At 73.7% G+C, this 12,436-nt stretch carries 14 protein-coding genes; 8 read left to right on the top strand and 6 right to left on the bottom strand.

What is annotated here, in order from left to right; translation table 11 throughout:
• The first annotated feature begins 176 nt into the window (after window positions 1–176).
• The 4 genes from VR894_RS09340 to VR894_RS09325 all read left to right on the top strand — a co-directional run bounded on the left by VR894_RS09340 (window position 177) and on the right by VR894_RS09325 (window position 3,985).
• Window positions 177–1,157 (top strand): ABC transporter ATP-binding protein, encoded by a 981-nt coding sequence (locus VR894_RS09340; protein ID WP_324651112.1) that lies wholly within the window; start codon window positions 177–179, stop codon window positions 1,155–1,157.
• A gap of 19 nt (window positions 1,158–1,176) precedes the next feature.
• Entirely contained in the window at window positions 1,177–2,325 is a 1,149-nt protein-coding gene (locus VR894_RS09335; protein ID WP_324651111.1) for an ABC transporter permease, read from the top strand.
• Window positions 2,322–3,485 (top strand): ABC transporter permease, encoded by a 1,164-nt coding sequence (locus tag VR894_RS09330; protein ID WP_324651110.1) that lies wholly within the window; start codon window positions 2,322–2,324, stop codon window positions 3,483–3,485. Before VR894_RS09335 ends, VR894_RS09330 begins: the two co-directional genes overlap by 4 nt.
• Window positions 3,486–3,619: 134 nt before the next feature.
• The gene (locus tag VR894_RS09325) at window positions 3,620–3,985 is read left to right on the top strand and encodes an RNA-binding S4 domain-containing protein (RefSeq protein ID WP_324651109.1); all 366 of its coding nucleotides are present in this window, start codon (window positions 3,620–3,622) and stop codon (window positions 3,983–3,985) included.
• A gap of 43 nt (window positions 3,986–4,028) precedes the next feature.
• Here the strand turns inward: VR894_RS09325 and VR894_RS09320 are convergent, their stop codons facing one another.
• Genes VR894_RS09320 through VR894_RS09310 form a run of 3 tightly spaced genes read right to left on the bottom strand, consistent with a single transcriptional unit; the run spans window position 4,029 to window position 6,085 of the window.
• Window positions 4,029–4,781 carry an MBL fold metallo-hydrolase gene (locus VR894_RS09320; protein ID WP_324651108.1) on the bottom strand — a complete coding sequence of 251 codons (753 nt, stop codon included), beginning with the start codon at window positions 4,779–4,781 and terminating at the stop codon, window positions 4,029–4,031.
• 2 nt (window positions 4,782–4,783) lie between these two features.
• Window positions 4,784–5,548: a polyphosphate--glucose phosphotransferase gene (ppgK, locus tag VR894_RS09315; protein ID WP_324651107.1), complete on the bottom strand. Its 765-nt coding sequence runs from the start codon at window positions 5,546–5,548 to the stop codon at window positions 4,784–4,786.
• Window positions 5,549–5,599: 51 nt separating this feature from the next.
• Window positions 5,600–6,085 carry a VOC family protein gene (locus VR894_RS09310; protein WP_324651106.1) on the bottom strand — a complete coding sequence of 162 codons (486 nt, stop codon included), beginning with the start codon at window positions 6,083–6,085 and terminating at the stop codon, window positions 5,600–5,602.
• A gap of 82 nt (window positions 6,086–6,167) precedes the next feature.
• Here VR894_RS09310 and VR894_RS09305 point away from each other — a divergent pair, with 82 nt between their 5' ends.
• A complete protein-coding gene (locus VR894_RS09305; RefSeq protein WP_324651105.1) occupies window positions 6,168–6,983 on the top strand; it encodes an AraC family transcriptional regulator in 816 nt (271 codons plus the stop codon).
• A 305-nt stretch (window positions 6,984–7,288) separates the two neighbouring features.
• Here VR894_RS09305 and map read toward each other — a convergent pair whose 3' ends face one another.
• On the bottom strand, window positions 7,289–8,161 hold the full coding sequence (map, locus tag VR894_RS09300; RefSeq protein WP_324651104.1) for a type I methionyl aminopeptidase: 873 nt from the start codon (window positions 8,159–8,161) through the stop codon (window positions 7,289–7,291).
• Between the two features lie 37 nt (window positions 8,162–8,198).
• On the opposite strand from map, the gene VR894_RS09295 reads away from it, so the two are divergent.
• Window positions 8,199–8,447, top strand: a complete 249-nt coding sequence (locus VR894_RS09295; RefSeq protein WP_324651103.1) for a hypothetical protein — start codon at window positions 8,199–8,201, stop codon at window positions 8,445–8,447.
• Window positions 8,448–8,523: 76 nt separating this feature from the next.
• Here VR894_RS09295 and panB read toward each other — a convergent pair whose 3' ends face one another.
• Both panB and VR894_RS09285 read right to left on the bottom strand, forming a co-directional pair.
• Entirely contained in the window at window positions 8,524–9,405 is an 882-nt protein-coding gene (gene panB / locus VR894_RS09290) for a 3-methyl-2-oxobutanoate hydroxymethyltransferase (RefSeq protein ID WP_324651102.1), read from the bottom strand.
• 113 nt (window positions 9,406–9,518) lie between these two features.
• Window positions 9,519–9,908 carry a DUF2237 domain-containing protein gene (locus tag VR894_RS09285; RefSeq protein ID WP_324651101.1) on the bottom strand — a complete coding sequence of 130 codons (390 nt, stop codon included), beginning with the start codon at window positions 9,906–9,908 and terminating at the stop codon, window positions 9,519–9,521.
• Window positions 9,909–10,024: 116 nt separating this feature from the next.
• Between VR894_RS09285 and VR894_RS09280 the strand changes: the two genes are divergently transcribed.
• Complete coding sequence (locus tag VR894_RS09280) at window positions 10,025–10,798, top strand: cyclase family protein (protein WP_324651100.1); 774 nt, start codon at window positions 10,025–10,027, stop codon at window positions 10,796–10,798.
• Window positions 10,798–12,426, top strand: a complete 1,629-nt coding sequence (locus VR894_RS09275; protein ID WP_324651402.1) for a thiamine pyrophosphate-binding protein — start codon at window positions 10,798–10,800, stop codon at window positions 12,424–12,426. The genes VR894_RS09280 and VR894_RS09275 overlap by 1 nt, the downstream gene beginning before the upstream one ends.
• Window positions 12,427–12,436: the final 10 nt, after the last annotated feature.

Genomic DNA, 12,436 nt, shown 5'->3' with positions numbered 1-12,436 from the left:
GAGCCGTGAGGTGAGACCGCTGGTGGTGGGCTGCCAGGCGTCCTCGACGGTGGTGAGGGCTGGAGCGGCACGGGTCCCGGGGTGGGCAGAAAGGCCTGCCGAAAAGGTCCGTGGCTGTGCCACGATGGGCGCGCCGGCGCCCGCCCGGCGCACTGCTCGACTCCGAGGGACACTCCGTGACCACCGAGATCGCCGACACCACCGTCGAGCGCCGCACCGACCACCCCGTCCTCCAGGTCACCGACCTCGTCCGCCGGTTCGGGGACCTCACCGCCGTCGGCGGCGTCTCCTTCCACATCGCCCCGGGTGAGACCTACGGACTGCTCGGCCCCAACGGGGCCGGCAAGACGACGACGATCTCGATGGTCGCCGGCCTGCTCGCCGCCGACGCCGGCGAGGTCCTCGTGGCCGGGCAGCGGATGGGACCCCGGCAGGTCGAGCCGAAGAAGTGTCTGGGGCTGGTCCCGCAGGACCTCGCCATCTACCCCGAGCTCTCCGCCCGGGAGAACCTCCTGTTCTTCGGCCGGCTGCACGGCCTCGGCGGCGCCGCGCTCAAGCAGCGCACCGCGGAGGTGCTCGACCTCATCGGCCTGTCGGACCGCGCCAAGGACCAGACCAAGGAGTTCTCCGGCGGCATGAAGCGTCGCCTCAACATCGGCATCGGGCTGCTGCACCGCCCCGAGCTGCTCATCCTCGACGAGCCCACCGTCGGGGTGGACCCGCAGTCGCGCAACGCGATCCTCGAGTCGGTCGAGGCGCTGTCCGTCGAGGGCATGGCCGTCCTCTACACGACGCACTACATGGAGGAGGCCGAGCGGCTGTGCGACCGCATCGGCATCATCGACGCGGGCACCATCCAGGCCGAGGGCACCCGTGAGGAGCTCATCCGGATCATCGGCGAGCTCGACGAGATCCGCCTCGCCGGCACCGGCGACCTCGCGGCGGCCGCCGACCGGCTCCGCGCGCTCGACGCCGTCGAGAACGCGGTCGTCGAGGGCCGCGACATCGTCCTCCACGTGCGCGACGCCCCGACGGCGGTGGCCGTCGTCGTCACGACCGCCGGTTCCAGCGGCGTCGAGCTCGCCGACGTCCAGATCACCCGCCCCGACCTCGAGTCGGTCTTCCTCCACCTCACCGGTAAGGCGCTGCGGGACTGACATGCGCCAGCTGCTCACGATGACCACGACCGACCTGCGCCAGCGGGTGCGGGACAAGTCCGTGCTGACCTTCGGCGTCATCGTCCCCATCGCGCTCATGTTCGTCATGAACCTGGTTTTCGGTGGCGCCGAGGAGGTCGAGCTCGACTCGGTGACCGTCGCCGCGTCCGTCGCCGCCGACGACGAGCTCGGCCAGGCCCTCGTCGGCGCCCTCACCGAGGTCGAGGGGATCGCCGTCACCGTCGAGCAGGTCGCCCCCGCCGACGTCCGCCCACGGGCCGAGGGCGGGGACGCGCAGCTCGGCATCATCGTCCCGGACGGCTTCGGTGCCGCCGTCACGCAGGGCGAGGGAGCCACCGTCGAGCTCGTCGAGGGCGACGGCGCGGGGCTGGAGACCGACGTCCTCATCTCGGTCGTCCGCGGTGTCACCGAGCAGATGACCGCCGGGACGGTCACCGCGGGAGCGGGCGGCGAGCTGGGCCTGCCGCCGGAGCAGCTCGGCCGGCTCGGTCAGCAGGTGGGGCAGTCCGTGCCCGCCGTGACGACGGTCGAGGGCCGCACCGCGACCGAGCAGCTCGACCCGGGAGCCACCATGGTGGCCGGCCAGGCCGGCCTGTTCCTGCTCTTCACCGTCGGCTTCGGCGTGCTCTCGCTCATCAACGAACGCGAGCAGGGCACGCTCGCCCGGCTGCAGTCGATGCCCATGCGGCCCGGGCTCATCGTCGGCGCCAAGGCGCTGGCCGGCTACCTGCTCGGGGTCGGCGCCACGCTCGTGCTCCTCGTCGCGGGCGCGCTGCTCTTCGACGTCGACTTCGGCTCGCCGGCGCTCGTCGTCGCCCTCGTGCTCAGCGTCGTCGCGGCGGCGACGTCGCTGACCTTCGTCGTCGTGCGGGTCGCGCGCACGGCGGAGCAGGCCGGGGTGTCGCAGTCGATCCTCGCCGTCGTCCTCGGCATGGCCGGCGGCGCCTTCTTCCCCATCACGGCCACCGGTGTGGCGGGCACCCTGCTGGACCTCAACCCGGTCGCCACCTTCACCCGCGGGCTGGGGATCACCGCCGGCGGTGGGGGACTCGCCGACGTCGGCACACCGATCGCGATGATGCTCGCCTTCGCCGTCGTCGCCGGGGTCGTCTCCCGGCTCGTGCCCGACCGGGGGGTGGCGGCATGAGGGCACCGTTCGCGATCGCCGGGACCGAGCTGCGGCGCTTCATGCGCGACCGGTCCAACATCTTCTTCGTCCTCATCTTCCCGCTCCTGCTCGTCGTCGTCATCGGCCTGCAGTTCGGCGGTGAGGGCAGCTCCGGGCGCATCGTCCTCAGCGGGACCGAGGGCGAGCTGCGGACGGCGCTGACGGCCGAGCTCGAGGACGGCGGCGCGGCGGTGACCGAGGCCGGGCCCGAGGCCATGCGTCAGCAGGTCGCGCGCGGGAGGGCGGACGTCGGGCTCCTCCTCGACGACGCCGCCGAGCAGGCCTTCTCCGCCGGCGAGCCCGCCGAGATCGAGATGATCTCCGCCTCGGGTGCCGGGTCCCAGGCGGCGAGCCAGCTGGTCCGCACCGCGCTCCAGGGCCTCTCGCTCGAGCGCGCCCAGCTCACCGCCCTCACCGACGTCGGGGTGCCCGCGGCGGACGCCGGGGCCGCGCTCGACGCGGCACGCCAGGACGTCGCGCCGATCGAGCTCAGCGTCGTCGACGTGGACGAGATCGCCCAGGAGCTCGGCGGGCTGGGTCGCTTCGACCTCGGCGCCGCGACGATGCTCCTCATGTTCGTCTTCCTGTCCACGCTGGGCAGCGCCGTCACCCTCATCCAGTCCCGACGGTTGGGCGTGCAGGGCCGGGTGCTGGCCGCGCCGGTGTCCGGTGCCCAGGCGATCACCGGGCAGCTGCTCGGCCGGTGGGTCATCGCCTCCTTCCAGGGCGCCTACATCATGGTCGCGAGCATGCTCATCTTCGACGTCGACTTCGGGAACATCGGGCTCGCGCTGCTGCTCCTCCTCGTCTTCGGCGCCGTCGCCACGGGCGCCGCGATGCTCCTCGGCTCGGTCATGGACCACGAGGGCGCCGCGAACGGCCTCGCGGTCGGCCTCGGCCTGGTGCTCGGGGCGCTCGGCGGGTGCATGTTCCCTCTCGAGCTGTTCCCCGACACGCTGCGCACCGTCGCCCACGTCACGCCGCACGCGTGGGGCTACGAGGCCTTCGCCGAGCTCCAGCGGCATTCCGGCGGCCTCATGGACATCGCCCCCTACCTCGCGGTGCTCGCGGCGATGGCACTGTTGCTCATCGGCTTCGGGGCGTGGGCGCTGCGGCGCAGCGTCGCCCGCGCGATGTAGCGGTCGCCCGCCGGGCGACGCTGCCGCGTCCGGTGGGTCGCCCCTTCGGCTCCGCACGCTCCGCGGGAAGGGGCGGCCCGTGAGCGGAAGGGGCGACCCACCGGGAGGCCGCCCCGCGACGTAGCATCGCGGTCATGGCCGACTTCGTGCGCGTGGACAGCTGGCTGTGGGCGGTGCGCCTGTTCAAGACCCGCAGCCAGGCCCAGGCCGCCTGCCGTGGCGGGCACGTGAGCGTCGACGGTGACCGCGCCAAGCCCTCGACGCTCGTCGGTCCCGGCACCCGGGTGGTCGTGACCGGCGGCCCGCAGACGCGGACCGTCGTCGTGCGTCAGGCGCTGCGCAAGCGCGTCGGCGCACCGGTCGCGGCACAGGCGATGATCGACGAGACGCCACCGCCCCCGCCCAGGGTGGAGCAGCCCGGGCTGCCGCAGCGGGACCGCGGCGCCGGCCGCCCCACCAAGCGCGAGCGGCGAGAGATCACCCGCCTCCGGGGGTACTGAGTGCGGGAGCCCCGCACGCCCTGCACGTCCGAGCGCGCCCCGGCTAGCGTCCGAGCCCGACCGCCTGCCGCTCGTGCTCCGCGCGCACCCGTGGGTCCCCGAGCCGAGCGTCGAGCGGCTCGACGCCGGCCGTGAGGTCGTCGAGGTACCGGTGGTCCGTCCCGACCCGCCGGCGTGTCTCGGCTGCGTCGGCCACGCGCCCGTGCCCGGGGACGAGGACGTCGACCTCGAGCTCCGCGAGGCGCTTCAGCGTCCGCCGGTAGTCGTCCACCGCGCCGTCGGTGTCGTCCAGCAGGGGCACCTCGACGTCGGAGAGCAGGTCACCGGCGACGAGCACCGCGTCGTCGGGCAGGTGGAGGCTGGCGTGGCCGGGTGCGTGACCAGGCGTGGGGACGACGACGGCGCGCGGGCCGGTCCACTGCAGCTCGGTCGTGTCCGGTGGCAGCGGCGTCGTGCCGCCGACGACGTCCCACCGGTGGCCCGGAAGGTCGGTCGCGGCCAGGTCGGCGAGGTCGGTGGCGGCGCTCGCCGCGGCGGCCGCCGGGGTGGCCCAGCGCGGGACGTCGGGCAGCGCGTCCGACCACAGAACGTGGTCCCAGTGCGGGTGCGTGGAGAATGCTGCGGCGACGTGCCAGCCGCGCCCGTGGACCTCCGCGGCGAGGCTGACGAGGTCGGCGGGGGTGAGCGTCGGGTCGACCAGCAGGCACGCGCCGTCGTCGTCCACGACGAGGGTCGACGTCGTCAGCCAGGTGGGGGACGTCGTCACCCACACCCGGGGTGCGACCTGCTCGAGCACCGTCAGCGGTACTGGGCCGCGGCCAGCGCGGCGGCGCCGACGATGCCGGCCTCGTTGCGCAGCGCCGCCGGCACCACCGGGGCCCGGACGTCGAGCAGTGGCAGGAACTTGGCCGCCTTCTTGCTCACGCCGCCGCCGACGACGATGAGGTCGGGGGAGAAGAGCATCTCGACCGTCTCGAAGTACCGCTGCAGCCGTCCGGCCCACTGCTCCCACGTGAGGCCCTCGCGCTCGCGCGCGGAGTCGGCCGCCCGGCTCTCGGCGTCGTGGCCGTCGATCTCGAGGTGCCCGAGCTCGGTGTTCGGGACGAGGGTGCCGTCGGCGACGAGCGCCGAGCCGATGCCGGTGCCCAGCGTGACGACGAGGACCAGGCCCCGCACGCCCTTGGCGGCGCCGTAGACCGTCTCGGCGTAGCCGGCGGCGTCCGCGTCGTTGACCCCGACGACGCTGCGGCCGATCGCCTCGGTCATGAGCGCGGGGACGTCCACGCCCTTCCAGGACTGGTCGAGGTTCGCGATGAAGGGCACCACCCCGTGCTTGATCGGGGCCGGGAAGGTCAGCCCGACGGGGACGTCGGGGGCCAGCTCGAAGCTGTCGGTCAGCTCCTCGACCACCGCGGCCACCGCCCGCGGGGTGGACGGCGTGGGGGTGGGGATGCGCAGCCTGTCGGTGGTGAGCTCGCCGGTGGCGAGGTCGACCGGGGCGCCCTTGATCCCCGAGCCGCCGATGTCGATCCCGAACGCGACGGGCATGCTGGTCGTGGACATCGCGGCTGCTCCGGTGGTCGGTTGAGGGGACGCCTCGGAGCCTACCGGTCCTCAGGTCGCGGGCTGCTCCAGCGACGCGCGCCAGGCGTCGAGTCCCTGCTGGACCTCGGCGTCGGTCCGCTCCTCGACGCGCGTCATGATCGTCCACCGCACCCCGTACGGGTCCTGGATCGAGGCGAAGCGGTCACCGGTCACCGCGAAGTCCGCGGCCTCCTCGCGGACACGCGCGCCACGCTCCCGTGCCCGGGAGAGGGTGGCGTCGACGTCGGGCACGTAGACCGCGATGCTGAACGAGGCGTCGTCGGTCGTGGTGTCGCCCGCGACGGTGTGGAACTGCGGGTTCGGGTCCATGACCGTCATCCGGCCGTTCCCCAGGTCCAGCTCGCAGTGCCAGACCGTGCCATCGGGCCCGTCCATCCGGGAGGTGACGCGGGCGTCGAGGACCGCGCGGTAGAAGTCGATGGCCTCGGTGGCGGGCGAGACGACGACGAGCGGGCTGAGGGAGGTGTAGCCGTCGGGCAGGTAGTGGGTGCTCATGGCGACCAGTCTCCCTAGAGTGCGTCCGGTGGGGCTTGAACATCGGCGACAACCTCCTCGGCCGAGCCGGTCCGAGGGGGCCGTGCTGTGGCCTGAGGCAGGGACCGACGTGTTCGAGGCCGGGCGCCTGCCCGTGCCCGAGCCGCTCGCGGAGGTCGCCGCCTACTACTGGTGGGTCGCGTGGCGGCGCGGGGACCAGACACCGTTCCGCCAGGAGGTGCTCAGCCACCCGGTCACCCACCTGACGATCGAGGCAGCGGAGGGTGGCGTGCTCCACGGGCTGCCGGTCCCCGCGGCGCTCGTCCACGGGCTGGTCACCCGGGTGTTCACCGTCGACCTCCCCGTCGCCGGCCGGGTGGCGGGCGTCGCCTTCCACCCCGGCGGGCTGGCCGCGCTCCTCGGGCGCAGCGTCGGGGACCTCACGGACACGGTGGTGCCGGCCGAGGAGGTCCTCGGCGGCGGGGTGGGTCCGCTCGCCGAGCGGGTGCTGGCGGAGGACGACGACGCAGCCCGCCGGGACGCCGTCGTCGCCTTCCTGGGGGAGGTGCTCGCGCCACGCCTGGAGGAGGTGCGGGCGGACACCGGGTACCGGACCGTCCGCGAGGCCGTGACGCTCATGCGCGCGCGGGAGCACGTGGCGCTCGGGCAGGTGGCTGAGCGGCTGCACGTGTCCGAGCGGACGTTGCAGCGTCTGTTCGTGCGATACGTCGGGGCCTCACCGCTGTGGGTGCTGCGCAGGCACCGGCTGCAGGACGCTGTCGCCGCGCTCGACACGGGGGAGGGGCAGGACCTCGCGGCGCTCGCGGCGTCCCTCGGATTCGCCGACCACGCCCACCTCACCCGCGCGTTCACCCAGGTGATCGGCGTCCCTCCCTCGCACTACCGCGCCGGCCGCTGACTGCTGCGCGCCTGGCGGCTGCGCGCCTGGGCACCTGGCGGCTGGAGGCTGCGCGGCTGGCGGCTGCGCACCCGGGCACCTGGCGGCTGCGCTGCTGGGCACCTGGCGACTGCGCGCCTGGGTCGCCCTTTTGGCTCGCCACGAGGGGCGCATAGGGGCGACCAAGTACGGAAAGGGGCGACCCACCGGGCCGGGTGACGCAGGCGGGCCGGTCGACGCAGGTGCGGCCGGGCGACGCAGGCGGGCCGGGCGACGCAGGCGGGCCGGTCGACCCAGCGCGCCGGGCGACGCAGGCGGGCCGGGCGCTACGGCAGGGTGAGGATCTCCGCGCCGTCGTCGGTGACGAGGACCATGTGCTCGAACTGGGCGGTGCGGCCGCGGTCGGCGGTGACGGCTGTCCAGCCGTCGTCCCACATCTCCCACTCCGGGGTGCCCAGGGTGAGCATGGGCTCGATGGTGAAGACCATGCCCGGCTCCATGACGTCGTCGTGCTCCGGGGCGGCGTCGTAGTGCGGGATGATCAGGCCGGAGTGGAAGGCGCGGCCCACGCCGTGCCCGGTGAACTCGCGCACCACGCCGTAGTCGAACCGCTTGGCGTAGGCCTCGATGACGCGTCCGATGACGTTGACCTCGCGGCCGGGCTTGACGGCCCTGATGCCGCGCTCCATCGCCTTGCGTGTGCGCTCGACGAGCAGGCGGGACTCCTCGTCGACGTCCCCGACGAGGAAGGTCGCGCTGTTGTCGCCGTGCACGCCCTCGCGGAACAGCGTGATGTCGACGTTGACGATGTCCCCGTCCCTGAGCACCGTGCTGTCCGGGATGCCGTGGCACACGACCTCGTTGACCGAGGTGCACAGCCCCTTGGGGAAGCCGCGGTAGCCGAGCGAGGAGGGGTAGGCGCCGTGCTCGAGGGCGAACTCGTGACCGATGAGGTCGAGCTCGTCGGTGGTGATGCCGGGACGGACGGCGGCGCCCACGTGCGCGAGTGCCTGGGCGGCGAGGCGGGCGGTGCGGCGAATGCGCTCGATCGTCTCGGGGTCGTTGACCTCGCTGCCGGTGAACGGCTCCGGGGCCGGCCGGTCGACGTACTCGGGGTACTCGATGGACGAGGGGACCGGCCGCCGCGCGGACAGCGTTCCCGGGGTCAGGGTGCCCAAGGGGGCGCGATCGGCAAGCATGGGAGGAGTCTACGTAAGGCCCGATGAAGGAGGCGCCATGGCAAGTGTCAACGAGCCCGCCGAGGACCGCGAGGAGCGGATCGAGCAGATGACCAAGCCGCACGACCTGGACGAGTGGTACTACAACACCCGCACCGGGGAGGTGGAGCAGGGGAAGAAGTCCGGCTCACTGCACCGCATGGGCCCCTACCCCACCCGTGAGGCAGCGACGGAGGCCTACGAGCGCGCCGCGGACCGCAACGAGGCCTGGGACGCCGCCGACAAGGCCTGGGAGGACGACCAGTAACCGCCCCCACCCACTCTCGCCGAGAGCGGAGTTGGTGCCGGCGCGCCGCAACAACCCCGCTCTCGGCGACAGGGGGCTACTCCGCGAAGGAGTGCTCGGGGCCGGGGAAGGTCCGCTCCCGCACGGCCTGGGCGTAGGTACGGGTCGCGGTGTACAGCGCACCGCCGACGTCGCCGAACTTCTTCGCGAACCGCGGCGCCCATGCCGTCATCCCGGCCATGTCGGTCCAGACGAGCACCTGGCCGTCGCACTCGGAGCCGGCGCCGATCCCGATGGTCGGGATGCGGAGGACCTCGGTGGCCCGGGCCGCGACGGGCGCGGGCACCATCTCGAGCACGACGGCGACCGCCCCGGCCTCCTGCAGTGCCACGGCGTCGGCGACGAGCCGTTCGGCGGCCTCGTCCCCGCGGCCCTGCACCCGCGTGCCACCGAGGATGTTCTCCGACTGCGGCGTGAAGCCGAGGTGGCCGACGACCGGGATGCCGGAGGAGGTGAGCAGCCGCACGTGCGCCGCCATCCGCTCCCCGCCCTCGAGCTTGACGGCGTGCGCGCCGCCCTCCTTGAGCATCCGCACCGCCGTGGCGAAGGCGTGCTCGGGGGAATCCTCGTAGGAGCCGAAGGGCAGGTCGGCGACGACCATCGCGCGCCGGGTCGCGCTCGCCACCGAGCGGACCGCCGGGACCATCTCGTCGACCGTGACCGGGATCGTGCTGGGAAGGCCGAGCATGGTGTTCCCGATCGAGTCACCGATGAGGAGCATGTCGATACCGGCCTCGTCGAAGATCCGCGCGGTGACGGCGTCGTAGGCCGTGAGCATGGTGATCGGCTCCCCGCGCTCCTTCCACTGCGCGAGGTGGTGCACCCGGACGCGCTTGGGCACGGGCACGCCCGCAGCGGCATCGGCCGCGGGGTCGGCGGCCGGGCTCGCGGCGGGGGAGGCGGGGGTCTGCTCGCTCATCGTGACTCTCCAGATCGGTGTACTGGTGGCTCCGACCTTACGGCTCCCGGTACCCCGAGGTGGCCTCGACCCGTTGGCCGGACCGGGGATGCGACTCGGCGGGCGCTCGCGCGTCAGTCGAGCGAGCTCGGGTCGTCGGGGACGTCGACGGCGTGCTCGAGCAGTGCGAGCCGGTCGACGACCTCCAGCGCCCGTTCGTGCGTGGCCGCGAGCACCACCGGGGCAGCGACACCGGCGTGGTAGGACTGCAGCCAGCGGGGGGCGAGCACGCACCAGCGCATCCCGGGCTCGAGCCCGGGGAAGCCGAACTCGGGGCGCGGCGTCGAGAGGTCGTTGCCGATCTCCTGCTGGTGCCGGAGGAACTCCTCGGTCACCACGACGCACACGCTGTGGCCCCCCTGGTGTCCGGCGCTGGGCACGCAGCTGCCCGTGCGGTAGTAGCCGGTGACCGGGTCGGTCCCACACTCCTCGAGCGGCCGGCCCAGGACGTTGCGATCGGTCATGGGTCGATGATCGCAAAGCGCCGGCCGCCCGTGGGGACATCGCCGCGGACACGCGCCCGCCGCCGCCCGCCATGTGCCAGGATCTGGCCGGTACTCACCGTCGAAGGAGACACCCCATGTCCGTGCTCAGCACCCTCCTCACCGCGCTGCACTCCGGCGCCGTCGAGATCGTCGACCTCACCGCGCCACTGTCGGACCAGACCCCGGTCCTCGAGCTGCCCGAGCAGTTCGGGCAGACCGCGCGGTTCGAGCTCGAGGAGATCTCGCGCTACGACGACCGCGGCCCCGGCTGGTACTGGAACAACTTCCGCACGGGTGAGCACACCGGCACGCACTTCGACGCGCCCAACCACTGGGTGACCGGGAAGGACCTCGCCGACATCGCCTCGGTGCCTGTCGGGGCTCTCGTGGCCCCCGCCGTCGTGCTCGACGTCGCGGAGCGGGTGGCGCAGGACCCCGACTTCCTCATCGAGCGGGAGCACATCGACGCCTTCGTCGCCGAGCACGGCCCGTTGCCGGAGGGCGGCTGGCTGCTGTGCCGCACCGGCTGGTCGGCCCGCACGAGCCAGCAGGACATGATCAACCGCGACGACGACGGTCCGCACAGTCCCGGGCTGTCCGTCGAGGCGGCCCGCTGGGTCGCCGAGGAGAGCCCGCTGCAGGGCATCGGGGTGGAGACGGTCGGGACCGACGCCGGCGCGGCGGGCGGCTTCGACCCGCTCTTCCCCTGTCACCACTTCCTCCTGGGCAACGGCAAGTACGGCCTGTCGCAGCTGCGCAACCTCGACCGGATCCCGGCGACCGGTGCGGTCGTCCTCGCCTCGCCGCTGAAGATCGAGACCGGTTCGGGCTCGCCCACCCGCGTGCTCGCCCTCGTCGAGCGGCCGTGATGCGGGTCGCGGAGGTCGTGGGCCGCGCGCTCGTGGCGTCCGGGGTCGACCACGTCTTCGGCGTCGTCGGCTCGGGGAACTTCCACGCGACCAACGCGATGGTCGACGCCGGTGCCCGGTTCGTCGCCGCGCGGCACGAGGGCGGGGCGGCGACGATGGCCGACGCCTACGCCCGGACCGCGGGCGTCCCGGCGGCGCTGAGCGTTCACCAGGGCTGCGGGCTGACGAACGCGATGACCGGGATCGCCGAGGCGGCCAAGTCCCGCACCCCGCTCGTCGTGCTCGCGCCCGAGGCGGTCACCCTCACGTCCAACTTCCACGTCGACCAGGACGCCCTCGCACGGGCGGTCGGCGCGGTGCCGGTACGGATCGGCGACCCGACGACGGCGGCGCGGGACACCGCGGCGGCGGTCGCCCTGGCCCGGGACGAGCGGCGCACCGTGGTGCTCAACCTGCCGCTGGTCGTCCAGGACGCCGAGGTCGGGGACCAGCCGCTGCCCCCACCGACGGTGCCGCCGCCGGGCCGCGCCGTCGCCGAGCGAGACCTCGACCGGCTGGCCGCCGCGGTCCGCGCGGCCCGCCGGCCGGTGTTCGTCGCGGGGCGCGGGGCGCGGTCCCCCGGGGCGCGGGACGCCCTCGTCGCGCTCGCCGACCAGTGCGGTGCGCTGCTCGCGACCTCCGCCGTGGCCAAGGGGCTGTTCCAGGGCCGGCCGTGGTCGCTGGACGTCTCCGGAGGGTTCTCCTCACCGCTCGCCGCCGAGCTCATCTCCGGCGCGGACCTCATCGTCGGCTGGGGCTGCGCCCTGAACATGTGGACCATGCGTCACGGTCGGCTCATCGCGGACGGCGCCACGGTCGTGCAGGTCGACGACACCCCCGAGGCGCTGGGCGTGCACCGGGACCTCACCTTCGGCGTCGTCGGTGACGTGACGGCCACCGCGCACGGCGTGAGCCGCAGGCTGGGCGGCGGGACGAGGGACGGCTACCGCAGCGCCGAGCTGCAGGAGCGGCTCACCACCGAGCTGCGGTGGCGCGACGTGTCGTTCGCCGACGCGTCCGACGGCGAGCGGATCGACCCCCGCACGCTCACCATCGCGCTGGACGACCTGCTGCCGGCCGAGCGGGTGGTCGCCGTGGACTCGGGCAACTTCATGGGCTACCCGAGCATGTTCCTCGACGTGCCGGACGAGCAGGGCTTCTGCTTCACCCAGGCGTTCCAGTCGATCGGGCTCGGCCTCGCGACGGCGGTCGGGGCCGCCCTGGCCCGCCCCGACCGCCTCCCGGTAGCCGCGCTCGGTGACGGTGGCGCACTCATGGGAGCCGCCGAGCTCGACACGGTGCGGCGGCTCGGTCTGCCGATGGTGGTGGTCGTCTACAACGACGACGCCTACGGGGCCGAGGTGCACCACTTCGTGCGGGAGGGGCACGCGACCGTGACCTTCCCGCCCACCGACATCGCCGCCGTCGGCGCCGGCTACGGCTTCGCGGCGGTGACCGTGCGCTCACCCTCCGACCTCGGCGCGGTGCGCGACTGGCTCGACGGGTCGCGTGACCGGCCGCTGCTCATCGACGCGAAGGTGGTCGCGGACGAGCCCTCCTGGTGGCTGGCGGAGGCCTTCGGCCACTGAGACACGGTGG

The sequence above is a fragment of the Georgenia sp. H159 genome (assembly GCF_035607575.1).
GTDB lineage: Bacteria > Actinomycetota > Actinomycetes > Actinomycetales > Actinomycetaceae > Oceanitalea.
Note: the sequence above shows the minus strand (reverse complement) of the source record. Positions and strands in the feature narration are given on the sequence as shown.